27 protein-coding genes and 7 tRNA genes are annotated in these 22,383 nt (G+C 67.1%); 6 read left to right on the forward strand and 28 right to left on the reverse strand.

The genetic code is table 11. The features are described 5' to 3' along the window. Positions 1-13: 13 nt before the first annotated feature. The 13 genes from MUK71_RS07280 to MUK71_RS07340 all read right to left on the reverse strand — a co-directional run bounded on the left by MUK71_RS07280 (position 14) and on the right by MUK71_RS07340 (position 10,138). Positions 14-1,426: a V-type ATP synthase subunit B gene (locus MUK71_RS07280; RefSeq protein ID WP_227927974.1), complete on the reverse strand. Its 1,413-nt coding sequence runs from the start codon at positions 1,424-1,426 to the stop codon at positions 14-16. Then, positions 1,419-3,326, reverse strand: a complete 1,908-nt coding sequence (locus MUK71_RS07285) for a V-type ATP synthase subunit A (protein ID WP_227927973.1) — start codon at positions 3,324-3,326, stop codon at positions 1,419-1,421. The genes MUK71_RS07280 and MUK71_RS07285 overlap by 8 nt, the downstream gene beginning before the upstream one ends. After that, positions 3,323-3,850 (reverse strand): hypothetical protein, encoded by a 528-nt coding sequence (locus MUK71_RS07290; RefSeq protein WP_227927972.1) that lies wholly within the window; start codon positions 3,848-3,850, stop codon positions 3,323-3,325. Before MUK71_RS07290 ends, MUK71_RS07285 begins: the two co-directional genes overlap by 4 nt. After that, positions 3,847-4,080 carry a hypothetical protein gene (locus MUK71_RS07295; protein WP_227927971.1) on the reverse strand — a complete coding sequence of 78 codons (234 nt, stop codon included), beginning with the start codon at positions 4,078-4,080 and terminating at the stop codon, positions 3,847-3,849. Before MUK71_RS07295 ends, MUK71_RS07290 begins: the two co-directional genes overlap by 4 nt. Next, the gene (locus tag MUK71_RS07300) at positions 4,077-4,532 is read right to left on the reverse strand and encodes an ATP synthase subunit C (RefSeq protein WP_227902152.1); all 456 of its coding nucleotides are present in this window, start codon (positions 4,530-4,532) and stop codon (positions 4,077-4,079) included. Before MUK71_RS07300 ends, MUK71_RS07295 begins: the two co-directional genes overlap by 4 nt. Further along, entirely contained in the window at positions 4,529-5,851 is a 1,323-nt protein-coding gene (locus tag MUK71_RS07305) for a V-type ATPase 116kDa subunit family protein (protein WP_227927970.1), read from the reverse strand. The genes MUK71_RS07300 and MUK71_RS07305 overlap by 4 nt, the downstream gene beginning before the upstream one ends. Next, positions 5,838-6,833 carry a V-type ATPase subunit gene (locus tag MUK71_RS07310; RefSeq protein ID WP_227927969.1) on the reverse strand — a complete coding sequence of 332 codons (996 nt, stop codon included), beginning with the start codon at positions 6,831-6,833 and terminating at the stop codon, positions 5,838-5,840. Before MUK71_RS07310 ends, MUK71_RS07305 begins: the two co-directional genes overlap by 14 nt. Continuing rightward, complete coding sequence (locus MUK71_RS07315; protein ID WP_227927968.1) at positions 6,833-7,276, reverse strand: hypothetical protein; 444 nt, start codon at positions 7,274-7,276, stop codon at positions 6,833-6,835. Before MUK71_RS07315 ends, MUK71_RS07310 begins: the two co-directional genes overlap by 1 nt. A gap of 88 nt (positions 7,277-7,364) precedes the next feature. Next, positions 7,365-7,685, reverse strand: coding sequence for a ferritin family protein (locus MUK71_RS07320; protein WP_227902148.1), 321 nt, complete (start codon positions 7,683-7,685; stop codon positions 7,365-7,367). 149 nt (positions 7,686-7,834) lie between these two features. Then, positions 7,835-8,605 carry a type I methionyl aminopeptidase gene (map, locus tag MUK71_RS07325; RefSeq protein ID WP_227927967.1) on the reverse strand — a complete coding sequence of 257 codons (771 nt, stop codon included), beginning with the start codon at positions 8,603-8,605 and terminating at the stop codon, positions 7,835-7,837. Between the two features lie 22 nt (positions 8,606-8,627). Further along, positions 8,628-9,176: a flavin reductase family protein gene (locus MUK71_RS07330; RefSeq protein ID WP_227927966.1), complete on the reverse strand. Its 549-nt coding sequence runs from the start codon at positions 9,174-9,176 to the stop codon at positions 8,628-8,630. Between the two features lie 9 nt (positions 9,177-9,185). Further along, positions 9,186-9,632, reverse strand: coding sequence for a peptide-methionine (R)-S-oxide reductase MsrB (gene msrB / locus MUK71_RS07335; protein WP_227927965.1), 447 nt, complete (start codon positions 9,630-9,632; stop codon positions 9,186-9,188). Positions 9,633-9,646: 14 nt separating this feature from the next. After that, positions 9,647-10,138, reverse strand: coding sequence for an adenine nucleotide alpha hydrolase family protein (locus MUK71_RS07340; protein WP_227902144.1), 492 nt, complete (start codon positions 10,136-10,138; stop codon positions 9,647-9,649). A 97-nt stretch (positions 10,139-10,235) separates the two neighbouring features. Between MUK71_RS07340 and MUK71_RS07345 the strand changes: the two genes are divergently transcribed. Continuing rightward, a complete protein-coding gene (locus MUK71_RS07345) occupies positions 10,236-11,498 on the forward strand; it encodes an alpha/beta hydrolase family protein (protein ID WP_227902143.1) in 1,263 nt (420 codons plus the stop codon). 1 nt (position 11,499) lies between these two features. Here MUK71_RS07345 and MUK71_RS07350 read toward each other — a convergent pair whose 3' ends face one another. Further along, a complete protein-coding gene (locus tag MUK71_RS07350; protein WP_227927964.1) occupies positions 11,500-12,018 on the reverse strand; it encodes a GNAT family N-acetyltransferase in 519 nt (172 codons plus the stop codon). Between the two features lie 38 nt (positions 12,019-12,056). Continuing rightward, positions 12,057-12,623: an ArsR/SmtB family transcription factor gene (locus tag MUK71_RS07355; protein ID WP_227927963.1), complete on the reverse strand. Its 567-nt coding sequence runs from the start codon at positions 12,621-12,623 to the stop codon at positions 12,057-12,059. Positions 12,624-12,700: 77 nt separating this feature from the next. Between MUK71_RS07355 and MUK71_RS07360 the strand changes: the two genes are divergently transcribed. Together MUK71_RS07360 and MUK71_RS07365 are read left to right on the forward strand one after the other, a co-directional pair. Beyond that, positions 12,701-14,080, forward strand: a complete 1,380-nt coding sequence (locus MUK71_RS07360) for an MFS transporter (RefSeq protein ID WP_227927962.1) — start codon at positions 12,701-12,703, stop codon at positions 14,078-14,080. Between the two features lie 3 nt (positions 14,081-14,083). After that, positions 14,084-14,869 (forward strand): class I SAM-dependent methyltransferase, encoded by a 786-nt coding sequence (locus MUK71_RS07365; protein WP_227927961.1) that lies wholly within the window; start codon positions 14,084-14,086, stop codon positions 14,867-14,869. Here MUK71_RS07365 and ybaK read toward each other — a convergent pair. The 5 genes from ybaK to MUK71_RS07390 form a co-directional block, all read right to left on the reverse strand. Continuing rightward, positions 14,838-15,347: a Cys-tRNA(Pro) deacylase gene (gene ybaK, locus MUK71_RS07370; RefSeq protein WP_227927960.1), complete on the reverse strand. Its 510-nt coding sequence runs from the start codon at positions 15,345-15,347 to the stop codon at positions 14,838-14,840. The genes MUK71_RS07365 and ybaK overlap by 32 nt on opposite strands. Before the next feature lie 26 nt (positions 15,348-15,373). Then, complete coding sequence (locus tag MUK71_RS07375) at positions 15,374-15,838, reverse strand: SufE family protein (protein WP_227927959.1); 465 nt, start codon at positions 15,836-15,838, stop codon at positions 15,374-15,376. Between the two features lie 30 nt (positions 15,839-15,868). After that, a complete protein-coding gene (locus tag MUK71_RS07380) occupies positions 15,869-16,780 on the reverse strand; it encodes a sulfurtransferase (protein WP_227927958.1) in 912 nt (303 codons plus the stop codon). A 101-nt stretch (positions 16,781-16,881) separates the two neighbouring features. Continuing rightward, positions 16,882-17,271: a hypothetical protein gene (locus MUK71_RS07385; protein ID WP_227927957.1), complete on the reverse strand. Its 390-nt coding sequence runs from the start codon at positions 17,269-17,271 to the stop codon at positions 16,882-16,884. Between the two features lie 150 nt (positions 17,272-17,421). After that, positions 17,422-17,919: a hypothetical protein gene (locus MUK71_RS07390; protein ID WP_227927956.1), complete on the reverse strand. Its 498-nt coding sequence runs from the start codon at positions 17,917-17,919 to the stop codon at positions 17,422-17,424. A gap of 228 nt (positions 17,920-18,147) precedes the next feature. On the opposite strand from MUK71_RS07390, the gene zapE reads away from it, so the two are divergent. Further along, complete coding sequence (gene zapE / locus MUK71_RS07395; protein WP_227927955.1) at positions 18,148-19,185, forward strand: cell division protein ZapE; 1,038 nt, start codon at positions 18,148-18,150, stop codon at positions 19,183-19,185. Between the two features lie 103 nt (positions 19,186-19,288). On the opposite strand, the gene MUK71_RS07400 is transcribed toward zapE, so the two are convergent. Together MUK71_RS07400 and MUK71_RS07405 are read right to left on the reverse strand one after the other, a co-directional pair. Continuing rightward, a complete protein-coding gene (locus tag MUK71_RS07400; RefSeq protein WP_227902133.1) occupies positions 19,289-19,546 on the reverse strand; it encodes an antitoxin in 258 nt (85 codons plus the stop codon). Between the two features lie 121 nt (positions 19,547-19,667). Then, positions 19,668-20,765 carry a ScyD/ScyE family protein gene (locus tag MUK71_RS07405; protein ID WP_227927954.1) on the reverse strand — a complete coding sequence of 366 codons (1,098 nt, stop codon included), beginning with the start codon at positions 20,763-20,765 and terminating at the stop codon, positions 19,668-19,670. A 65-nt stretch (positions 20,766-20,830) separates the two neighbouring features. Between MUK71_RS07405 and MUK71_RS07410 the strand changes: the two genes are divergently transcribed. Continuing rightward, a complete protein-coding gene (locus MUK71_RS07410; RefSeq protein WP_227927953.1) occupies positions 20,831-21,154 on the forward strand; it encodes a hypothetical protein in 324 nt (107 codons plus the stop codon). 134 nt (positions 21,155-21,288) lie between these two features. Here MUK71_RS07410 and MUK71_RS07415 read toward each other — a convergent pair. The 6 genes from MUK71_RS07415 to MUK71_RS07440 form a co-directional block, all read right to left on the reverse strand. Continuing rightward, a tRNA-Gly gene (locus MUK71_RS07415) sits at positions 21,289-21,362 on the reverse strand. Between the two features lie 25 nt (positions 21,363-21,387). After that, a tRNA-Val gene (locus MUK71_RS07420) sits at positions 21,388-21,459 on the reverse strand. A gap of 56 nt (positions 21,460-21,515) precedes the next feature. Continuing rightward, positions 21,516-21,589: transfer RNA gene (locus MUK71_RS07425), tRNA-Gly, on the reverse strand. Positions 21,590-21,617: 28 nt separating this feature from the next. Next, positions 21,618-21,689: transfer RNA gene (locus MUK71_RS07430), tRNA-Val, on the reverse strand. Positions 21,690-21,726: 37 nt separating this feature from the next. Next, positions 21,727-21,800, reverse strand: a tRNA-Cys gene (locus MUK71_RS07435). 71 nt (positions 21,801-21,871) lie between these two features. Further along, a tRNA-Gly gene (locus MUK71_RS07440) sits at positions 21,872-21,945 on the reverse strand. 223 nt (positions 21,946-22,168) lie between these two features. On the opposite strand from MUK71_RS07440, the gene MUK71_RS07445 reads away from it, so the two are divergent. Continuing rightward, positions 22,169-22,243, forward strand: a tRNA-Val gene (locus MUK71_RS07445). The last annotated feature ends 140 nt before the right edge of the window (positions 22,244-22,383 follow it).

The following is a 22,383-nucleotide window of genomic DNA, read 5'->3' on the forward strand; positions in this document are numbered from 1 at the left end:
CGCGCCGGTCCCGTCACAGCCGCGCCCCGCCCTCAGGCCCGGGCAGGTACCGGTCAAGGAACTCCGCCGAAAGCATGGTCAGCTCCCGGCGTGGCAGCAGCGACAGTGCCTGCCACGCCAGGTCCAGGGTCTGCTGCAGGGTGCGCAGCTCGTCCCGGCCCTGGTTGAGCAGCTCCCGTTCCACCACGGTCCGGAACTCGATGTAGGCCTTGTCGGTTTCGCTGAGCGCCGCAGCTCCCACCAGTTCGGCCAGTTCGGAGGCGGAGCGCGCGCGGGACATGGCGGAGAGGATCTGGGCGGCGACGTCGAGGTGGTCCTCACGGGTACGCCCCTTCCCGGCACCGCTGCGCATCAGCCGGGACAGGGAGGACAGGACATCCACGGGCGGGTAAATACCGCGGGCGTCAATGTCGCCGTCGAGCACTACCTGCCCCTCGGTGATGTAACCGGTGAGGTCCGGCACCGGATGGGTGATGTCCCCGGCGGGCATGGTCAGCACCGGCACAATGGTGACCGAGCCTTCGCGGCCCTTAACCCGCCCGCAGCGTTCGTACAGGGTGGCCAGGTCACTGTAGAGGTAGCCGGGGTAGCCGCGGCGGGCCGGTATTTCCCGCCGCGCGGCGGAGACCTCGCGGACTGCCTCCGCGTAGCTGGTCATGTCCGACATCACCACCAGCACATCCGAGCCGTGGTCATAGGCCAGGGACTCCGCGACCGTCAGCGCGATCCGCGGGGTGAGAATGCGTTCAATCACCGGATCATCAGCGGCGTTGAGCAGCAGCACCAGCTCTCCTGCGGCGGAGCGTTCCTCCAGCCGGTCGCGGATGTAGGCAATGTCCGCATGGGTCATGCCCATGGCCGCGAACACCACCCGGAAGGCCCGCCCCGAGGAGGTGGCGGCCTGGGCGGCGATCTGCGTAGCCAGGGTCAGGTGCGGCAGGCCCGGGATGGAGAAGATCGGCAGTTTCTGTCCGCGGACCAGGGTGGTCAGGGCATCCACCACGGAAATGCCGGTGATGACCGGATCCTGCGGCGGTTCCCGGAAAACGGGGTTCAGCGGCCAGCCGCCCACTGGAGCGGTTTCCTCGGCTGTAACGGGAGGGCCGCCGTCGAGCGGTTCCCCCCGGCCGTTGCAGACCCTGCCGAGCCACCCGTCTCCCACGGGCACGGAAAGCGGGCGGCCCTGGAAGCGCACTTCCACCCCGCCCAGCGCCATGCCCTCGGTGCCTTCGAACACCTGCAGGGTGGTTTCATCCCCGTCGATCTCCAGTACCAGGCCGTGCCGCTGCGCCCCGCCGTCCACCGAGACGGTGGCAAACTCGTCCCAGCCCACGCCGTCGGTGTCGCCCAGGACCAGCAGCGGGCCCCGGAGCTCGCGTACGTCGCTGTGTCCCACCCGGGCCGTGGGGCCGGTGTTGTTAGCCATGGGCTGCTCCCGCCGCTGGTTGCACTGTGGATGGCTGGTCAAGATCCGCTGTTAGCCGGCGCAGGAACTCCCGGGCGCGCTGCCGGACTCCCTCGGCGTCGGTGGGGCCCGTGTCCTCGCGCAGGCGGAGGATGGGGGAGAAATCGTAGCGCTCGACGTCGGCCGGCGGCACTCCGCGTCCCACCATGGCCTGGCAGGTATCCACCACATCCAGCACCGTCTGCAGCAGGGCGGCACCCTTGTCCGCGGAGCTGTACCCGTCATTGGGACTGAGCGCATTCTGCAGCAGCACCCCGTCGCGCAGCAGGCGCCCGCCCAGCAGGACCATCTGCTCATGGCCGGGCAGCGAGGAGGCGCCGATGATTTCCGCGAGCGCGGTCAACCGGTCCGCCTCGGCCAGCAACAGCGAGGCCCGGGCCCGCCGCGCGGTCCACTGCGGGTCTCCGTGGGCGGAGTACCAGCGGCCCAGCGACTCGGCGTCCCGGGAGAAGGAACCGCGCCAGGAGACGGCGGGGTAGTGCCGTGAGTAGGCCAGGTCCCGGTCCAGCAGCCAGAGGGTACGGACAAAACGCTGGGTACCGGTGGTCACCGGTTCGCTCATGTCCCCGCCGGGAGGGGAGACGGCGCCAATCACGGTAACCGACGCCGTCGCCCCGCCCAGGGTCCGAACCCGGGCGGCCCGCTCGTAGAATGCCGCCAGTTCGCTGGCCAGGGAGGCGGGATAGCCCTCCTCGGCGGGCAGGTCCCCGTTGCGGTTGGCGAATTCGCGCAGGGCTTCCGCCCAGCGGGAGGTGGAATCGGCAATCACCACGGCGTCGTAGCCCATGTCGCGGAAGAACTCGGCAACGGTAACCCCGGAGGCAATGGACGCCTCCCGGGCCATCATCGGCATGTTGGACGTATTGGCAATGATGACCGTACGGTCAATGAGCTTGCCGCCGGTACGCGGATCATCCAGACCCGAGAGCCCGTCCAGCACGTCCGCCATCTCATTGCCGCGCTCGCCGCAGCCCACGTAGACAATCACGTCCGCGTCCGACCATTTGGCAATCTGCTGCAGCGTCAGCGTTTTGCCGGTACCGAATCCGCCGGGGACGGCTGCCGCCGCACCGCGCGGAACCGGGAAGAGCAGATCCAGCACACGCTGTCCGGTCTGCAGTGGGACGAGATCGGTAATGCGCTCGCCGAAGGGGCGGGGCCGGTGCACCGGCCAGCGCTGGGCCAGGGTAACCTCCACTCCGCCCACCCGGGCCACCGGGTCCAACGGTCGGACTTTTCCCTGCGCCAGCCAGGTGATTTCCCCGGAGACCGACGGCGGCGCCATCACCCGGAATTCAACTGTGCCTGCCGTGGGGACAATACCCAGGACCTGCCCTGCCCGGACCGTGTCCCCGACCGCCACGGAGGGGGTGAAGTCCCATTCGGTTTCCAGCACCGTCGGATCTTCAGTGGAACTCTGCCGCTGCTGGGTGAGCCAGAGCGGGGCGGACGAGAGCGGGCGGAGCAGCCCGTCAAAAACGGTGCCGAGCAGTCCGGGCCCCAGCAGGCCCGCAAGCTGGTGCCCGGTCCGTTCCACCGGGTCACCGTTTTTCAGCCCGCCGGTGTACTCATACGCCTGGACAGTGGCAGTATCCCCGTTGATGGACACCGCCTGGGCGGCAATACCTTCGGGACCCACATTGACCACTTCAAGCATGGTCAGGCCGGGCAGGCCGCGGATTTCAACCAGCGGTCCGCTGACCCGTGTGACCACACCCGTTTCGCCCCGTGCCTGCCCGGCTGCCGCTCCTCCCGCCGCCGACGCCCCGGTCCCCGCCCCCGCCGCCGCCCCCGCCGACGTCGCCCCGGTCCCGGCAATGTCCCTGGCCGTACCGGCGCTGCCGGTACCCGGTGTCCTCACACGTCTTCCCATAGTCTGCGCACCTCCCGCGCGTTTTCTTCCAGGGCCTGTTCGGCCAGGGAGGGCAATGACAGGTCAATCCGGCGTGATCCGGCCGTGCCGGTGACGCCGCCCCTGGGGCTTTCCGTCACCGAAGCCATCGGCCCCAGCAACCGGTCCGCCTGTGCCGTCAGCCGCCGCAGGATCTGCGGATAGCGCGGGTCCCGGCGAATTTCGCGGGCCTGCTGCATCACTTCGGCAGTGAGTAGGGAGTGCAGGTGCTCCTGCTCGGCCAGGACGCTCCGCCGTGCTGCCCGGCGGGCCCGGGCCGAGGACGCCACGGCATCCGCCCGCGCCGCCTCGGCGCCCTCGCGCGAGGCAGTGGCCCGGATGTCCGCGGCTTCGGCGCGGGCGGCGGCGAGGATCTCCTCCGCCTGCCTCCGTGCTTCTGCCTCTGTGCGGGCGGCGTTTTGTGCGGCCTCACGGTCCAGCGCCCGGCGAACCGGTTCCAGTGCGGTTTCGGCGCCGCGCGGCAGCCGGGTCATACCGGCAGCACCACTGTCAGCGGGGCCAGCGGGTCGGCGAGTTCGACGGCGAGGTCCGCCGCGGCGTCGGGCGTCAGCAGCACTACGCACACCGATTCGGGCAGCGCTGCCCATACGGCGCGAACATCAGCTGCCCCGGCAGCCGGATACAGCGCCGCCCCGGCAAGCCTGAACCCCTGCAGCAGCGTGGTGCTGCCCAGGGCAGCGACGGTTCCTTCGCGAGCGCTCATGCCTGGCCGATGAGGATGATGGAGATGATCAGCCCGTAGATGGCTATGCCTTCGGCCAGGCCCACCACCACCATGGCGCGGCCGAAGATTTCCGGGCGCTCACTCATGGCGGCCAGCGCTGCGGATCCGGTGTAGGCCACGGCAATGGCCGCGCCGATGGAGGACCCGGCCACGGCAATCGCCGCACCGAGCAGGGCAGCACTGCTGCTGTCGCTGCCGTCGGTGGCCATGGCCACGGAAGCGGCGGCAGCCCCGCCGTCGCCCGCCGTGGCGGGAACCGCGTTGAAGGCCGCAACCAGCAGGGCAAGGGCCCCGCCCATCAGGACGGCGTTGAGGCCCAGCAGCGCCCGGACGCCGGTGCGGCGCCGCCGGCGCATCAGCATCACGGCACCCACGGTCAGTAGGACGGTCAGGATCAGGACCAGCGGAATGCTGGCAAACCAGGGATTCACGGCAGGTGCCTTTCAGCAGGGGCGGTAGGGGTAACAGCGGCGTTGGCAGCCGGTCCCGTGGCGGGGGTCCACGGCCGGAACCGGCGCCCCTCCTCGAGGAAAATGCGGGAAAAGAGTTCGTAGTACTCCAGCCGCAGCGCCTGGATGCCGGCCACCAGACCCTCCAGGGCGAAGGTGAGAATGTTGCCCACCAGAAACATCAGGATGGCCGGGATGATCCGCCAGTTCGGCTCCCAGATGGCCGTTGTAGCCTGCCAGACCACCATCATGAGTGCGGCGTGGGTGAGTCCGAAGGCGGCCAGACGGGTGAAGGACACCAGGTTGGAACCCAGCTGCACCACCGTGTCCATCAGCTCCACCGAGGCCTGCAGTCCGCCGGTGGGACCGCCGCCGGCTTCGACGAACAGGCCGATGAAAATGAACACCAGCGCCACCAGTGCGGCTGCACCGGCAAATACCAGCACAATCGTGTTCCCGGTCAGCAGCCCCCAGGCGGCCAGTCCAACGGCAACAAAGAGCAGGGACCCGGCCAGCCCGGAGCGGGCGTAGAGCGCGTATCCCCAGCCGCCCTCCCGCACCCGGTTGATGGTGCCCAGCACGTAGGAACCCGCCAGCAGCACCGCGCCGAAGGCCAGCGCCGCGATGATCAGTGTGATGGGTTCCTCCAGCGGCTCCAGCCAGAGCACCGGGAGCACGCCGGTAGGGCCGAAGAACTCCCCGTACAGGAAACCGAAGACCACCGCAGCCAACCCGGCTCCGGCGATGAACAGCCACGTCCGCCGGTAGCGGTCCAGCCAGGGGACCTTCAGGAAACGGATCAGCAGCCCGGCGATCAGCAGCAGCGCCCCCTGGCCGGCGTCGCCGAACATCATCCCGAACATCACCACGTACGCGACGCCGGCTATCCGCGCCGGATCGAGGTTGGAGTACGGGACGGTGGTGTAGGTATCCACCAGCAGGCGGGAAAGCCGGGGCACCTGCCGTGACCGGTCCTCACCGGTGAGCCGGGTGGGCGGCTGGACACCGCGCGGCCGCCGCAGCGGGACCGCTGAGGCGCCGTGCGGTTCCAGGGCCTTCCGCAGGGCGGGAAGCTCGGCGGTGGGTGCCCAGCCGGCGAGGGCGGCTACCGGGCCGTGGACGACGGCGGCTTCGGCCGCACGCTGAACCTCCTCGGGTCCGTCGCCGGGCTCGTAGGGCAGATCCAGTTCGACGGCGGCGCTGGCCGCAACTTCAGCGAGCATGGGTTCGCGGGCATCCAGCGGGCAGACCAGGGCGATGCGCTCCATCCGGACCGGGCTCAGGCTCTCACGCCACGGCATCGAGCACCTCGCTTCCGCCACCGCCGGAGCCCGCCGCAGCCAAGGCGGCCCGCACCCGCCAGGCATCAGCGGCAAGCACTGCCGCCGCGCCCAGCACCACTCCGGGTCCGGGGAGACCGGCGCGCAGCAGGGAGAAGCCGTCCGTTTCCACGCGGCCTGCCAGGGCAGCTTCGGCCCGCCATAATTCCCGGGGATCCTGAACTCCCGCCAATGCCTGCCCGGCCGCCGGGCTGAGGGCCAGGAGAAGTTCCGGCAGGGAGGACGCTTCCGCCCACCCGGTGCCGATCAGCGGACGCAGCAGGGATACCTGGCGCTCGGTTGGCCGGCCACCGTCCACCAGCAGCAGCCGGGCCGCCAGCAGGACGGCAGCGGCAACTGCCCACGGCCGCGCCGCCGGGGCAGCGGAGGCCACCCGGCGCAGCCACACTGCCGCCAGGGTGTCCGGCAGGGTCACGCTCAGGCTGTCGGCCGGTCCCGGACTGCCCCAGGGTGAGGCGGCGAGCATGGGTTGGAGGGTATCCAGGGATTCGGCGGTCCTAAGCCGTGGCCAGGCCGTGGCGAGGCCGCCAAGGTCAAAAGGGGTAGAGGCGCTGGTGCCGGAATGCCCGGAATGCCCGGAAGGTCCGGGCGTCCGGTCCGGTGCCTCGTCCGGCGGGGTGCCTGCGGAGAGCGCGGCGGCAAGGGCCACGATGTTATCCGCTTCGAACCGCGCTGCGACGGCGCGGACAAGCGGGGTGCCGCTGGCCGGCAGCCAGCCCGCCAGCACACGCAGCTGCCACAGCACGGTACGCCGGGTAGCCAGCTGGGCCTCCTGCAGGGTCCGGGCGGCAGCCAGCTCCCCGGCGTAGACGGACCCGGCGAGGGCCTCCACTGCAGCGGGCAGGTTCGGCAGGGTGGACAGGCTGCGGCAGGCACCGGCGCCGAGCCGGCGCTGTGCCATGGACCGTCCCCGGACCGTCGCCGCCACCCAGTCCGCCTGCATCAGCCGCTGTCCGTTCCGCGTCCCAGCAGGACCTGAACCAGGTCCGCCACGATGGCGGAAGCGAGTTCGGGCACCCTGGATTCACCCCTGCGCCGCAACTCGGCGGCTTCCTGCCTCGCCTCGGAAAGCAGAGCCTCGTCCTGCCGGGACACCTCGGCCGAGACCTGGGCAGCGGCCTCGGCACGGGCCGCGGCACTGTCCATCCGTGCCTGTTCCAGAAGGGCGGCGGCCTGGCGGCGGGCCGCAGCGACGCTCTCGCGTGCCTGTTCGGCCGCGTTCCCGGCGGTAGCCTGCGCTGCCTCAATCTGCGGGTCGAGGGCTTCGAAGACGGGAATCAGTTCAGCGGCCGGACCCTCGTCATCCTGGGCCGGAACACCGGCAGGGCCGGCGGGCCCCGGTGCCCCGACGGGCCGGAAGCGGTCCAGCAGGCTGTTGCGTGCCATGCGGTACCTCCCTGTTGTAAAGGAGTGACTTGTACAGGAATGGACGTGTGCAGGATCCGATTTATGCAGCAGCGGACGGGTACAGGACTCAGTCCCCGGTGGCCCGGGCCTCGGAATCCTCGCCGTGCTGCACTATGTCCCCGTCGGTGAACAGAATGCCCCGCGCAATTTCCCGCCAGAGCGGGGTGCGGCGCAGCAGGAATTCCAGTTCCATGCTGAAGTGCTTGAATTCCTCGCCGAGGGAATCGTGCATGATGGCGCGCGACTCGGCGTCGGGTTCCACGGCCATCCGCTGTACGTACCAGCCAATGGCTTCGGCTTCCTCGCTGAGGCTGGCGCACATGCGTGCGAAGGTTCGGGTTTCGGCGGGAAGTTCGGACGGTGGCTCGTGGTACTGCTCGGTGCCCATACGTGTCTCCTGACGGACCGGTGGTTCCGCAGCCGCTGAGGGCCGGAACGGTTTTCCCCGTTCCTCGAGGTTACGTTTGGGCCGGGAGCGGCACAATGGTCCCCGGACCCAACGGCGCCGGGAGGGCTGAGCTCTTTGGGGGAGCGGTACTAGCGGCGGGGCAGGGTCAGGATCTCGGCGCCGTCGTCGGTGATGGCAATGGTGTGCTCGCTGTGCGCGGTCCGGCTGCCGGTGGCGCTGCGCAGGGTCCAGCCGTCAGGATCCATGGCCAGTTCCGCGGTGTCGGCCATAATCCACGGTTCAAGGGCGAGGAGCAGCCCGGGGCGCAGCTTGTATCCTCGACCGGCGCGGCCGGTGTTGGGGATGTGCGGGTCCTGGTGCATGGTGGAGCCGATACCGTGTCCGCCGAAGTCGGTGTTGACCGGGTAGCCGGCAGCGCTCAGGCTGGCGCCGATGGCATGGGAAATGTCGCCGATCCTGGCACCCGGACCGGCGGCTGCGATGCCGGCTTGGAGCGCCTGTTCGGTAGCGCGGATCATGGCGGTACTCGCCGGATCCGGTGTTCCGACCACAAAGCTGATGGCCGAATCCGCGGCGATGCCGTTTTTGATGACGGCCAGATCCAGGCTCACCAGGTCGCCGTCGTCCAGCGCATAGTCGTGCGGGAGGCCGTGCAGGACGGCGTCGTTGACGGAGGTGCAGATGTAGTGGCCGAAGGGCCCGCGCCCGAAGGACGGTGCGTAGTCCACATAGCAGGACTGCGCTCCGGCGTCCCGGATCATTTCCGCCACCCAGCGGTCAATCTCGAGCAGGTTCGTGCCCACCGTGCTGCGCTGCTTCATGGTCTGCAGGATCTCGGCCACCAGTGCTCCGGTAACCCTGGCTCGCGCGATTTCGTCCGGGGTCAGAATCTCGATCATGGTGCCTTCCTACCGCAGTTGTTCAACGGGCCAGCCTCCCGTACGCCGAGGCAAAGTGGATCAGGGGGTCCGATTCGTCGTCGGCGGAAGCCCGGCGTCCCATCGACACTACCTCTCCGACGATCAGTTCATGCGTAGCCGCCGTGGTTACCGAGGTGGTACGGACCTCAAACCAGGCGATGGCGCCGTCAATAACGGCAGCACCTGTTTCCGGGCCCCTGCCGTAGTCCACCTGGTTCAGTAGTCCCTCCAGGGGCGAGCCGGGGCTTGCCAGCCAGTTCGCGGTGCCGCGCAGCCGCGCCGGCAGCAGGCTCAGCGCCCAGCTGCCGGCGTCGAGCACCGCCTCCGCGATGCGTGCCTCGGCGTACAGGCTGACCAGGAGGGTGGGCGGATCATAGGAGACGGAGAGGAAACCGCTGACCGTGGCCGCGTAGTCACGCCCGCGCAGCCGGGTGGAGACCACGCCGACGCCGGAGGCAATGTCCGCGCTCAGCTCGCGGTAGCGGTCAACCACCTCGTCCGGGACGTCCGGTCCTTCGACGGCGTCTCCCGGGAATACCCCGTGCTCCAAGGGGATCCGTTATTCCGCAGCGGCGCCGGCGGTTTCGCCGGGAACCAGCTTCACGGAAATGGAGTTGATGCAGAACCGCTGGTCGGTAGGGGTGTCGAAACCCTCGCCCTCGAACAGGTGTCCCATATGCGAATCACAGTTGGCGCAGCGGACCTCAATGCGGTCCATGCCCATGCTGCGGTCGTGCAGGTAACGCACCTTTCCCTCGGCCAGCGGCGCAAAGAAGGACGGCCAGCCGCAATGCGAGTCGAACTTCTCGTTGCTGGTGAACAGCTCGCTGCCGCAGGCGCGGCACTGGTAGACGCCGGCGGTCTTGGTGTCCCAGTATTCACCGGTGTACGGGCGTTCGGTGCCGGCCTGGCGCAGCACGGCGAACTCCTGCGGTGTCAGTTCTTCACGCCACTGCTCATCGGACTTCTGGACAGGGATGGTTCCGGCATTCTCTTCGGTAGTCATATCCGCCTCAACGCTTAAGAGCCGCCAATAAATCCCGAGCCGCTGTACAGGTGCAGCACCGGCACACCGAGCCGGTCCTGCGCCTCATTGGCCCAGTCGGTGCGGAACGTATCCTCGATGGCGTGCGGAGTGGTGATGACCACCACCTGGCTGGCACCGGTGCGCTTGGCGGTTTCGACGACGGCGGCCACCGGGTCCTCGCCGGTCACGCTGCCGGTGGCTTCCAGCCCGGCTGCCTGCAGTGCTTCCAGGGATTCGGCGAGCTCGGTGACGGCTTCCTTCACGCCTTCGGCCTTGGTCTGCCGTCCGCCCGTCAGGTCCTTGAAGGCCGCGGAAAAGTCCAGCAGGCTCAGGTTGTCCAGCACGTCCACCAGCAGGTTCCGGCCGGTGTCTGCCGGCACCAGGATGTCAAAGCGGGTGGGCTCCTCACCCATCAGTGCCCGCAGGTTCTCCACGTCGCCGCTGCCCAGCGATTCTTCCGTCAGCACCACAATTGTCGAAGTCATGTGTCCCAGCCTAATATGTCTGCCGTCACGGTGCCGATCGGCGCGGCGCGGACGGCCGGTGCCCGGGGCACGCGCCTGCGTCGGTAAGAATGGTCTTATGGCTATTTCCGTTCCCACCGACGTTTCCACCGGTTCCACTGCAGTCCGTTCCGCCGCTCCCTGGGTCCGCTGGACCGCGTTCGGGGCCGGCATAGGCGCGGCGGCGTCCACCGCGGTAGTGGCTGCGGCATCGGGACTGGGCATTTACTTTGCCCGGCAGGTGGTGACCCCGGTACGCACCCGGGATGAAAACCTGGAAATCCTGGCAGTGACTGAGAGCGAGTTCGGGCGCCAGGTGATCCTCCCGGCAAACGCGGACACCACGGTGGACGGGACCTACAGCCTGTACTTCGACGACGGCGCAGGCCACGCCCGGATCGGAGCGATCCGCTCCTATGTGCCGCGTGAAGGCACGGTGCAGCGGGACGTGGAAGAGGTGTACAGCGGAGACCTGGGCAAGGCGCTGCGTGGCTGGTGGAGCGGCTCCATCTATCCCACTCCCGCCGCCGTCGGCATGCCCCAGGAAGACGTGGAGATTCCGGTGGAGAACGGAACCGCCCCTGCCTGGCTGGTGCGTACCCCCGGCGCGGAAACCTGGGCCATCATGGTTCACGGCCGCGGTGCACGGCGCACCGAATGCCTGCGCGCGGTGCGCACGGCGCGCGAGGCCGGACTGACCAGCCTCCTCATTTCCTACCGGAACGACGGCGAGGCTCCCTACGCGTCCGACGGCCGCTACGGGCTGGGACTGACGGAGTGGCAGGACGTCGAGGCAGCCATTCGTTTTGCGCTCGAGAACGGTGCCAAGGACGTAGTGCTGTTCGGCTGGTCCATGGGCGGAGCCATCAGCCTGCAGACAGCGGACCGCTCTCCGCTGCGCCGCTACATCCGTGCCATGGTGCTGGACGGTCCGGTGATCGACTGGGTGAACGTGCTTTCCCACCACGCCAAGGTGAACCGGATTCCCGCGCAGGCGGGCCGGCTGGGTCAGTGGTTGATTTCCAACGCGGCCGGGCGTGCACTGACCGGGCTGGCCGCACCACTGGACCTGAAGAGCATGGACTGGGTGACCCGTGCCGAGGAGATCCGTATTCCCACGCTGATTCTGCACAGCAAGGATGATGACTTTGTGCCCTACGGTCCGTCAGCGGAGCTGGCGGATAAAAACCCGGACGTCATCACCTTCGAGCCGTTTACCGAGGCAGGGCACACGAAGGAATACAACGTGGATCCCGAACGCTGGGAGCGTGTGGTGCTGAACTGGCTCGGTAACGCTCTGGGACGCACACGGCACCCCTCGGAGCACCGTACCGGGGAATAGCTCAGCCAAGGGCCGCCCGGTACCGGACTTCGGTCAGCGGAAACCCGTCGAGCGTTTCGGTTTTCGCTGCCCCGTCCAGGGTCAACCCCATCCGTTCGTAGAACGCCCGTCCCCGTTGGTTGGTGTCCAGCACCCAGACGCTCACCTCGGTGTGGCCGCTGCGCTCCAGCTGGTCCAGAGCAGCCTCCCACAGGCGGCGTCCGAGCCCTGTGCCTACGTGCTGTTCCCGCAGGTAGAGCGCGGTGACCTCACCGACCTGCGCACCGGCGTCGTCGTCGCGGCTGGTGCCGGCGTGTGAAAACCCGACCACGTCCGCGCCCGCCACAGCCACGTGCGGTGCCGGAACAGTCCCTTCCCGCACCATGCGGGTCCAGCCGTCGGCCCGCCGGCCGGCGTCCATCGTGTCCAGCACGGTGTCCGGCATCTGCCCGCGGTATGCCCACTGCCAGGCGGCCACATGCACCCGCCCGAGAGCCGGCATGTCCTTTTCGGTGGCGCGGCGTATGTCAACGGTAGGCATGGGCGTAGTCAACACGGGAGCACGGATCCGCGCCAGAGCTATGCCTGCGAGTGGCGGGGCTGGCCGGGCTGGCCCGGCTGACTCTCCGGATGCACGGCCAGGAAGATCGAATACCTGGTGCTGTCCGCTTCCTCATCCGTTTCCTCTGCCTTGATCTCCTCCAGGATGCCCATCACCCGTTCCAGGAACCGGTCGTGTCCTTCCTTAGTCAGCTGCACCGCCAGGCGGGAGATCAGGACCTCGTCCGAGGCCGGGACCTGCCCCATTTCATCGACAAAGGCACCGATCACGGCTTGGCGGACATCCAGGTCATGCCCGTCCTGTTCCAGCCGCCATGATTTTTCGGTGGCCAGATAGGGGACCTCGTAGGCTCCGCTGGGGCCGGACCGGGCTTCCTGCGCCTCAAGGAAACCGGTGGAGACGAGTTTGCGGACGTGGTAGAGCACCGTGGCGGGGTTGGCCCCCAGCCGGGTGGCGATCTCCTTGTTGGTGAGCTGCTCCTTGAAACAAAGCCGAAGGATCCGGAGGCGGATTGCGGAGGCGAGGGCCTTGGCTTCCTCCTCCGTGGGCGCCCGCCGCGGGGCCGGGCGGCTCTCTTGCGTCATGAGTGGCAGAATACCAGAGGCCCATTGACAAAACTCAATCGATTGTTCAAAGTCAATCGCATGACGACGGACACGGCATGACATCGGGTGGGGCTGCGGCAAATACGAATACGGGTAGCCCGGAAAAGCCAAGCCGCGGGGTGCTGCGGGAGCACGATTTCCGCAACCTCTTTTACTCCACGGCACTGAGCAGATTCGGGCAGGAGGTCTCCGGCCTTGCCCTTCCGCTGGTGGCCGTGCTCTCGCTGAACGCCGGCGAACTGGAAGTGGGACTGCTGGCTGCCATGAGCAGCGTGGCGTTCCTGCTGGTCGGCCTGCCGGCCGGTGTCTGGGTGGACCGGCTGAGGTACCGGCATGTCCTGGTTCTCTCCGACGTCATCCGGGCAGTGGTCCTGCTGACGATTCCACTGGCCTGGTGGCTGGGAGCGCTGTCCATCTGGCAGCTCTACGCGGTGGCGCTGGTCACCGGCATCTTCAGCGTGTTCTTCGACGTGGCGTACCAGAGCTGCCTTCCGCACCTCATCGGCCGCAGCCGGCTGGTGGACGGCAATGCCAGCCTGGAAACCGTGCGGTCCGTAGCCCAGCTGGGCGGCCCCGCCGTGGCCGGCCAGCTCATTGCCTGGCTCACCGCGCCCATCGCCCTGGTTCTGGATGCCCTGGCCATGGGCCTGTCAGCACTTTTCGTCTTCCGGATCCGGAAATCGCAGGCCCAACCTGAGCGGGAACCCGGGTCGAAGCTTTTCGCGGACGTCGCCGAGGGCCTGCGATTTGTCCTGGCCAACCCCCTGCTGCGCGCCATCGTCGGGTCCAGCGGCCTCTTTAACCTGGCATTCTCCGCCTACATGGCGATGCTGATCTTTTTTCTTCCCCGCGACCTTGGGCTCGGATCGGGGCAGATGGGGGTCGTCTTTTCCGTGCTGGGAATCGGCGGGCTGCTGGGGGCCCTGGCCGCGAAGCGGATAACCGCGTGGTTGGGTGAGGGTCCGGCCATCTGGATCACAGTGGCGGCAACGGCGCCTTTCGCCCTGCTCTGGCCCGCGGCTACGAACGGCTGGTTGGTCTGGCTTGGGGCGGCAGGCCTGGGGGTCGCCAGTTTCGGTGTCGTGATCTACAACATCGCGCAGGTCAGCTTCCGGCAGCGGGTGACCCCCGACAGGCTGCTCGGGCGGATGAATGCCACCATGCGGTTCCTGGTCTGGGGCACCCAGCCTGTCGGCGCGGTCCTCGGCGGAGTGCTGGGGCAGGCCTACGGAGCACGGGCTGCGCTCTGGATTGCCGGCGCCCTGGCCTGCCTGGCCTTCCTTCCGGTGCTCCTGTCACCGCTGCGCGGGATGCGGCACCTCCCGGACGGTGAGCCCGCCGGGCCGGTATCGGCCAAGGAACCGGTTTCCCCCGATGAACCGGTATCTTCGGTGAAGCAAAGCCGTACCAATGGGGGAACCAATGCTGACGAGTAACCGATGCTGAACCATGACCAGGCCGGAATGCCGGCAGACTTCTTCCGCGCCTGGAACCAGGGGCTGCACCCGGACCTGTATGAGATCGAGAACCCTGCCCTGGACCGTGAAGGGCTGGTGTGGGCTGCCCTTGCCCGGCTGGCTCCGTGGGCCGGCCGCGTCATTCTGGACCTGGGCTGCGGCACCGGGTTCTGGCTGCCGCGCTATGCGGAGCTGGCGGCCTCGGTGATCGGCGTTGAACCGGATCCCGAACTGCTGGCCGCAGCACGGGCCCGCCCCGGCGGCGCCTCCGTGCTGCAGGGCTCCGCGGAGCACATTCCGCTGCCGGATCATTCGGTGGACCTGGTGCACGCCAGATTCGCGTACTTCTTTCCGTCGCCGCAGAACGACTGCTCCGCCGGACTGGCCGAGGTCCAGCGGGTTCTGCGCCCCGGCGGATCCCTGGTGGTGATCGATAATGACCAGCACGACGGCGAGTTCGCGGAGCTGCTCGAGGCTGCCAACGCGTCGGCAGGCCAGGGCGATGGCGGTGGAAGGCCCGCGGTGCATCAACGAACACGTGATGAGCAGCTGGACCTTCGACAGCGCACAGGACCTGGCCGACGTCGTGCGGATGGAATTCCCCAACGGTGCCGCGGAGGCCTGGCTGGCCGCCGGCCCGGAACGCGTCCGGCTCAGCTACGGCTACGCGCTGCACCATCTGAGGAAGCCCTGAACGTGCCTGGCGGGTGGTACCGGACGTTCGTGAAGCCGGGCTCTAGGCCGGCACCGCTGCAATCGGTGCCGTGACAGCGTGCGTCAGCCGGATCAGGTCAAAGGGCGACAAGCCGATCTGCAGTCCCCGCCGCCCACCGGACACGTAGACGGTGTCCAGCAGTTCCACCCGGTTGTCGATGCCGGCCGGTGAGGAATGTTTCTGGCCGAGCGGCGAAATCCCGCCCACCACGTAGCCGGTGCGTTTTTCCGCCTCGTGCCGGTCCGCCATCACGGCCTTGCGGGCACCCATCAGGGCGGCGAACTTCTTCAGATCCAGGTTCAGGGCCACGGGCACCATGGCTACGGCCAGATGCCCGCCCAGATCCACCATCAGCGTTTTATAGACCGCTTCCGGCGGAAGCTCCAGCTTTTCTGCCGCCTCCAGCCCGTAGGAGGGAGCGCCGGCGTCGTGCTCGTAGTGCCGCACGGTATAGCGGACCTTGTGCTGATCCAGCAGCCGCGTGGCCGGCGTCGCGCCCCTGCCCGCATGCTTGTCCCGGTTCCCTGCCATCGCTGGAGCCTTCCGCCTTGGTGCGTCTACGCCTGGCGAAGCTTCTCGTGCTCGGCCAGGCGGCGTTTGATACGTCCCAGCATGGCGGACATCCCGCGCATGCGCAGCGGGGTGATGGCACGGGTGAGGCCCAAACGGTCAGGAACATCGGCGGGGACGGCGAGGATCTGCTCCGCCGGCAGACCGTTCAGTCCCTCGTAGAGCACGCCGGCGAAACCGCGGGTGGTGGGGGCCTCTTTGGGTGCCTTGAAGAACAGGGTCACGAGGTGCTCGGGGGAGTCATCCACATCCAGGCTGAGGAACACCGGTGACTGGCACTCCACCACCTGCTCGAGCAGTTCGGGCCGGTCCGCTATTTCGGCCGGGAGGTCAGGCAGGTCGCGGGAAAATTCCAGCAGCAGTTCAAGCCGCTCGGCTTCCTCCAGTGCCTGGAAGTCGTCGACAATCTCGGCCAGGGAGTCCGGGACGGCGGTTTCGGGGGTGGCAGTCATCAGGGAATTCTTTCGTTATGCAGTGGTGGATCAGCGGGGTGCGTTGCCGGGCTCTTCGCCGCGCGCAATGGGAACGCGCACCGCGTTGCCCCACTCAGTCCAGGATCCGTCATAGTTGCGGACGGAATCGAAGCCCAGCAGGTGCTTGAGCACAAACCATGTGTGGCTGGAACGTTCGCCGATGCGGCAGTAGGCAACGACGTCGTCGCCCTCCTGCAGTCCGGCGCCGTCCTTGTAGAGGGCCTCGAGTTCCTCGCGGCTGCGGAAGGTGCCGTCTTCCGCGGCAGCCTTGCCCCAGGGCACCGACTTGGCGGTGGGGATATGCCCGCCCTTCATGGCGCCCTCGTCCATGTAGTCCGGCATGTGGGTGCGTTCACCAGTGTATTCGGCGGGGGAGCGGACATCGATCAGCGGTCCCTTGCCCAGGTGGCCGACGACGTCGGGCAGGAACGCACGGATCTTCTCGTCGTTGCGCTCCACTACCGGGTAATCGGTGGCCTCCACGGTGACCTTGTCCGTGGTCATGGGGCGGCCCTCGGCAACCCACTTGTCCCGGCCGCCGTCGAGCAGGCGGACGTCCTCGTGGCCGAAGAGGGTGAAAACCCACAGGGCGTAGGCAGCCCACCAGTTGGACTTATCGCCGTACAGCACCACGGTGGAGTCGCGGGTAATGCCCTTGCGGGACATCAGCTGCGCGAAGGCTTCGCCGTCCACGAAATCGCGGGTATCGGCATCGTTCAGGTCCGTGTGCCAGTCAATCTTGCGGGCGCCGGGGATGTGGCCCGTTTCGTACAGCAGGATGTCCTCGTTGGATTCCAGGACCACCAGATTGTTCTCCGGGTTCCCGGTTTCGAGCTGATCGGCCAGCCATTGAGTGGAGACCAGACGTTCCGGGTGGGCATAGGCGGCGAACTTGGGGTTGCTGTCAGCGGCGATCGACATACGCGAAACTTCTTTCCTCGGCTTTTTGCTTGCGGGCTTCTACTAAGCCTAACGACGCCGGGAGGTGAAAACTTCCTGCGGGGTAATCCGCGGTGGCGGGCTCAGTCCGAAGTCCACGTTCCGTCCACTTGGGTTGCATACGAGGCCTTGGCCTCATCGGTGTCTGCGGCAGCGTTGTCGTATTCGAGCACAATCCAGTCGGACTGGTACCCGTTGCGCCCCAGCGAGCGGGCAAAAGCTGCCGCGTCCTCCTTCTTAGCGAAGCCGTACACCGTGAGTTCGTCCGCCTGGACGGCTTCCTCGCAGCCAACGTCGTCACCGCCGTCACCGCACCGTTCGGAGGTGACATCCCGGGGATTTGTGGCGGGCAGGTCCGGAGTGGCTGCGAAGCCCTCGATTACCTGCCGGGGTGTCAGGCCCGACCTCGGGTCACATCCGGCCAGCGCGGGGGCCGCAACGGCGGCCAGGCAGAGCAGTCCTGCGGTAATCATGGCTCGCCGGATGGGCGGAGCGCCCCGGCCTGGTCTGTCCGTACCTGCCATGGGTCAACTCCGTCCATAAGGTCCGCGCGGGGAGATACATGCTTCCACAGGACACAATCACAGAGAACGCAGCGCATGACCGTCTCGGGGCAGCGAGATTTATCGTGTCGCCGGGGATTCAGGGTCGGGGAAGCCGGAGTCGGGGGAGCGGGGGTCGGGGAAGCAGGGATCCGGAGATTGGGGCTCGGGGAAGCGGGGGAGGCGCAGGGCCAGCACCACGACGGCGGCACCGACGCCGGCGAACATCGCCTCCAGCGGCTGGAACTCGACAAAAGCGACTTCCCACGCCTCGAGACCGATCAATGCCGTGCCGGCCGCAACGGCAACCGGGCGTGCGGCACGGTGCCTGCCCAGGGTCAGCACGCCGGCTGCCAGGAATCCGCCGCCGCAGCCCGCGGCCAGGAGAAGACCGGGCACCCGCCAGTTCGTGAACGGGGTGCGCTGCAGCACGTGCGGATCCGCGTGCAGGAAAGCACCGTCGGGACGAAGGGCCAGCAGGATCCCGCCGCCAAGGGCTGAGGCGGCAGTGCCGAATTCCAGCCCGAGCAGGGTCCGTTCCGTGCGGGTGCGCCGCGCCCTTGCTACATGCCGTGCCATGTCCCCGAGTATTCGCGGTGCCGGTACGTCCGTCCAGAGCCGCGATGTGTTTAGCGGCGTGTTTCGCGGCGGGAACCGTGCAGTGCCGGTTGGCGGGCGGGTTGGCGTATCGTTTGCAGGGCGGCAAAATGCCGCAGCAAGCAGCAAAGCAACAGGCAGTAAAGAAACAGCATCAGAGCCCGGCAGGTCCCTGCCGGCCGCAGGCATGGAACGGACGGACAGCGCGCAGTGGCACAACTGGAGCACCTGACAGAACGGACTCCCCAGGTATCCGTGGACGAACTGCTGCAGGGATTCTTTCCCTCGCCCCGCTTCGGCAGCGTGTCCTTTGATTCCTACCGTCCAGACCCGCAGCAGCCCTCCCAGGCGCAGGCTGTGGAAGCGATGCGCGGATTCGCAGCCAGCGTGGATACGCCGGAACCGAGCGGACTGCGGAAGCTTTTCGGCGGGAAAAAGCCCCAGGGCAAGGCGGGGTTCTATCTGGACGGCGGCTTCGGCGTCGGTAAGACCCACCTGCTTGCCTCGCTCTGGCATGCCGTGGAGGGCCCCAAGGCTTTCGGCACGTTCGTGGAGTACACCAACCTGGTTGGAGCCATGTCCTTCCGCAAGACGGTGGACGCCCTGAGCACCTACAAACTGGTCTGCATTGATGAATTCGAGCTCGACGATCCGGGGGACACCGTGCTGATGTCCCGGTTGATGCGCGAACTGGCCGACGCCGGCGTCAAGCTCGCTGCCACGTCCAACACCCTGCCGGGATCCCTGGGCGAGGGCCGCTTTGCCGCCGTCGACTTCCAGCGCGAAATCCAGGTTCTGGCGGACCAGTTCGACGTCGTGCGGATCGACGGCGAGGACTACCGTCACCGCGGGCTGCCCGAATCCCCGGCACCGCTGGAGGACGACGAGCTGGAATCCCGGATGGAAGCGGAGTTCAGCGGCAAGACGGTTGCTGCCGATGACTTCTCCGAGCTGATTGCCCATCTGTCCAGCGTCCACCCCAGCCGTTACCGGCAGCTCATTGACGGTGTGGATGCCGTGGTCTGGCACAACGTGCAGACGATTACCGAGCAGTCGGTCGCGCTGCGGTTCGTAGTCCTGGCTGACCGGCTCTATGACAAGGACGTGCCGATCCTGGCCAGCGGCGTGCCGTTCGACCAGCTGTTCACCAAGGAAATGATGGGCGGCGGTTACATGAAGAAGTATTTCCGCGCCGTCTCGCGCCTGACTGCCCTGGCCCGTGAAGGCCAGACCGGCGAGGAATCCTAGTTTCCTGACTACCAGCCCGGCACATAAACACGAGCGCTTAAACGACGAAAGCGCCGGTGCCGCCTCTCGGCGGGACCGGCGCTTCTTGTCGTGCCCGGCAGGCTTACTGGGCCGGAGGGGTCTGCCCGGGACCGTCACCGGTTCCGGGTTCCTTGCCGCGGTTGGTCTTATCCACCGCTTCGGAAACCTTGTTCTGGAGGCCATCAATCTTGCTGGAGTACTTGTGGCCCGTCTTCTGGTCCACGAAGTTGCCGGCCTGATCGATTCCGCCCTTGATCTTGTCGGCGTTCTCGCCCACAAATCCGGCGGCCTTGTCCTTCAGCTCTCCGGCCCTGCCCTTGAGCTCGTCAAATACAGACACGGATCACCTCCTTTCACAGGGGAAACCCGCTCGTTTCCCGTTCGCGTCCATCCTAGATCCGGCAAGGGGGCGGAGGAAAGGACTTTTCTCTTATGGCATATCCCGGCTTTCGTTGGGATACTCAGTCCTCTGCCCCGTCGTCGAGGACACCGTAATCGGCGTGCCCGCCATATCCGCCGCCATGTCCGCCGCGGTGATGGTGGCCGCGGCAGTTGTTGTCCAGATCGATCCGGATGATGCTGCTGGTTTCCGGTGCTGGTTCCGGTTCCGGTTCCGCCGGAGGTTCCGGGGCCGGCGGCTGCTGTGGGCCCGCTTGCCGTGCACCCGGCTCAACTGGTGCTCCACCGGCCAGGGCATCCACCGCTACGTACAAACCGTCCCCGCGCAGTTCAACCGCAGCAGGCTGGTTGGCCTCCAGGAACAGCTCGGGGGTATCTGACCCGGATGGCACCACGGAAACCCGGTTGCCGAAGAGTTCCGCTACGAAGATGTCCCCTTTCCTGTTCAGCGCCAGTCCCGTGGCCCCGACGAATCCCGAGGCCACCAGCTCCGGCACGCCCGTCACCGGATTGATTCGGTAGACCGATCCGGGGACTCCGGCGTCAAAGAATCCCGGCAGCGAAGTCACATACAGGGCGCCGTCAGGTCCGCGTTCGACGTCGGTCGGGACACCTTCGGCCCGGTAGGTGAGTCCGACAATGCAGTCGGGGTACCCGGCGCCGGCCGGGAAGGTAAACGGGATCGCCGGCAACACGCCCAGACTGACTCGATGGCTGCCCCGACAGCCACCGCAGCGGGCTACTGTCGCCAGAAACGCGCCGCCGCCCCATCGAAGCCAGCCGGGTGAACGTTCCACAAAGGTGACACTGCCTGCCGGTGCCTTCGACGCCACGCCCTTCCCCCTCTTCGTTTCCGAGCGGTGCTCGTTAGCCCGCGGCAGCAGGACACACGGGATCCGGCTGGCCACGGTGGAAACACTCCCGTTGTAGCGTGCCAGCACCAGGGCGTTCATCCCGGCGTCGGCGACCACTATCCCGTTCCGGCCCGGCACGGAGGCCACCGGGTTGGAATCGGGCAGTCCGGTGTACGGAGCCGGAGCGATGCCTTCCGGCAATTGCGCCGCGCATTCAGCCGGGAGCGCTTCCTCAAAGCCGTAGGTGTTGATGCCGTCCGGGTTGGCAGCGTATTCATAGCCGGCAATGTCGGCGACGGTTTCCACGTTGCCGTTCCGGTCAACTGACTTGAGCAGCCCAATGTTGGTCGCTGTACATAACCGCTGCTGCCTTGTTGCTGGCGGCTGTCTGGTGGTGCTTCCTCGTACGGATTACCGTCGAGGTGGACGGGCAGGAGATTATCCTCAGGGGACCGCTGTGGAAGCGCTCCGTCCAGCAGGGAAGCGTGCACAACGTCGCTGTGGCCAAAGACACCGGGTTGAACACCGGGCTGGTCAACTGGCCGGTGACCCGGCACGAACGCGGTTCGCTGACGAGGCTGAACATGGGTGGTGGAGGCGCCGTGACATTTTCGGACGCGCACGGTCACCGCTACCAGGTGGTGCTGGCCGACCTTCCCTCCGCTGAACAGATGGCACAGGCCATCGAAAGCTAGCCGGCGGTGCGGTCGGCCATCAAAGCGATCAGCCCCGCGCCATTGGTCCGGGCCAAAACAAAAGGCAGCTTAAACAAAAGAAGGAACAGGCGAGAACCTGTTCCTTCCTTTTCCGGCCGAATGGACCGGGGGAGAGCGGACGACGGGATTCGAACCCGCGACATCCACCTTGGCAAGGTGGTGCTCTAGCCAGCTGAGCTACGTCCGCAAATGTAAACAGCCGAAACTGTTCGTGCGCGATACTGGGATCGAACCAGTGACCTCTTCCGTGTCAGGGAAGCGCGCTACCGCTGCGCCAATCGCGCCCTATACTGCCCGGCCCGTTCAGGATTACTCCTGGAAAACCATAAGCAGCAGGGAGAGCGGACGACGGGATTCGAACCCGCGACATCCACCTTGGCAAGGTGGTGCTCTAGCCAGCTGAGCTACGTCCGCAAGAAAGCACCGAAAAACAGTACTGTCGTGCGCGATACTGGGATCGAACCAGTGACCTCTTCCGTGTCAGGGAAGCGCGCTACCGCTGCGCCAATCGCGCCCATAAATGGGTCTTGGTGTTGCTTTACATATCACCGTGGAGGTGGGGACGGGATTCGAACCCGCGTATACGGCTTTGCAGGCCGCTGCCTCGCCTCTCGGCCACCCCACCGTAACCGCAGCATAAGCTTTGGCTGGCCGATCCATGAAACATCCAGGGAACAGCTTGTACAGTGACTTGCGAGCGGACGACGGGATTCGAACCCGCGACATCCACCTTGGCAAGGTGGTGCTCTAGCCAGCTGAGCTACGTCCGCATGTTGAAGAACTTAGGGGTTATTTGCCTCGGAATGCTTGCGCTTTCCGCGGCGAACCCCCGCTTTCCAACGAAGAAAAACTCTATAGGACGTTTGCGGGTTCGTCCAATCGGCCCGGGTTGCGACGCCGTTGACCTGCCGGTTTGGACTCCCGCCGGATCTGGGCTAGCATCTTTACTCGTTGGAGTGCTTCCGGGCACACCGGCTGGCAACAGCAAAAGCTGGGCGATTGGCGCAGTGGTAGCGCGCTTCGTTCACACCGAAGAGGTCACTGGTTCGAACCCAGTATCGCCCACCAGCTAAAAGGCCGTTACTTTCCCCTTCGGGAAGGTGGCGGCCTTTTTTGTGCCCGGAGCGCTTGCACTTCCGGCGTCCTGCTGCCTGCACCGGCCCGGGCAGGTCAGCACGCGGACTGTCACCGCCGGGTGGCAGACTGGA

The sequence above is a fragment of the Arthrobacter zhangbolii genome (assembly GCF_022869865.1).
Classification (GTDB): domain Bacteria; phylum Actinomycetota; class Actinomycetes; order Actinomycetales; family Micrococcaceae; genus Arthrobacter_B; species Arthrobacter_B zhangbolii.

Bases quoted from the DNA above. Each gene is read 5' to 3' on its own strand.
- MUK71_RS07350 (WP_227927964.1), bottom strand. From the start codon at position 12,018: ATGCCTACCGTTGACATACGCCGCGCCACCGAAAAGGACATGCCGGCT.
- MUK71_RS07360 (WP_227927962.1), top strand. From the start codon at position 12,701: ATGACATCGGGTGGGGCTGCGGCAAATACGAATACGGGTAGCCCGGAA.
- map (WP_227927967.1), bottom strand. From the start codon at position 8,605: ATGATCGAGATTCTGACCCCGGACGAAATCGCGCGAGCCAGGGTTACC.
- MUK71_RS07315 (WP_227927968.1), bottom strand. From the start codon at position 7,276: ATGGCACGCAACAGCCTGCTGGACCGCTTCCGGCCCGTCGGGGCACCG.
- MUK71_RS07305 (WP_227927970.1), bottom strand. From the start codon at position 5,851: ATGCCGTGGCGTGAGAGCCTGAGCCCGGTCCGGATGGAGCGCATCGCC.
- ybaK (WP_227927960.1), bottom strand. From the start codon at position 15,347: ATGGCAGGGAACCGGGACAAGCATGCGGGCAGGGGCGCGACGCCGGCC.
- MUK71_RS07385 (WP_227927957.1), bottom strand. From the start codon at position 17,271: ATGATTACCGCAGGACTGCTCTGCCTGGCCGCCGTTGCGGCCCCCGCG.
- MUK71_RS07340 (WP_227902144.1), bottom strand. From the start codon at position 10,138: ATGACTTCGACAATTGTGGTGCTGACGGAAGAATCGCTGGGCAGCGGC.
- MUK71_RS07390 (WP_227927956.1), bottom strand. From the start codon at position 17,919: ATGGCACGGCATGTAGCAAGGGCGCGGCGCACCCGCACGGAACGGACC.
- MUK71_RS07310 (WP_227927969.1), bottom strand. From the start codon at position 6,833: ATGCAGGCGGACTGGGTGGCGGCGACGGTCCGGGGACGGTCCATGGCA.
- MUK71_RS07380 (WP_227927958.1), bottom strand. From the start codon at position 16,780: ATGTCGATCGCCGCTGACAGCAACCCCAAGTTCGCCGCCTATGCCCAC.
- MUK71_RS07375 (WP_227927959.1), bottom strand. From the start codon at position 15,838: ATGACTGCCACCCCCGAAACCGCCGTCCCGGACTCCCTGGCCGAGATT.
- MUK71_RS07320 (WP_227902148.1), bottom strand. From the start codon at position 7,685: ATGGGCACCGAGCAGTACCACGAGCCACCGTCCGAACTTCCCGCCGAA.
- msrB (WP_227927965.1), bottom strand. From the start codon at position 9,632: ATGACTACCGAAGAGAATGCCGGAACCATCCCTGTCCAGAAGTCCGAT.
- MUK71_RS07280 (WP_227927974.1), bottom strand. From the start codon at position 1,426: ATGGCTAACAACACCGGCCCCACGGCCCGGGTGGGACACAGCGACGTA.
- MUK71_RS07365 (WP_227927961.1), top strand. From the start codon at position 14,084: ATGCTGAACCATGACCAGGCCGGAATGCCGGCAGACTTCTTCCGCGCC.
- MUK71_RS07295 (WP_227927971.1), bottom strand. From the start codon at position 4,080: ATGAGCGCTCGCGAAGGAACCGTCGCTGCCCTGGGCAGCACCACGCTG.
- MUK71_RS07345 (WP_227902143.1), top strand. From the start codon at position 10,236: ATGGCTATTTCCGTTCCCACCGACGTTTCCACCGGTTCCACTGCAGTC.
- MUK71_RS07355 (WP_227927963.1), bottom strand. From the start codon at position 12,623: ATGACGCAAGAGAGCCGCCCGGCCCCGCGGCGGGCGCCCACGGAGGAG.
- MUK71_RS07290 (WP_227927972.1), bottom strand. From the start codon at position 3,850: ATGACCCGGCTGCCGCGCGGCGCCGAAACCGCACTGGAACCGGTTCGC.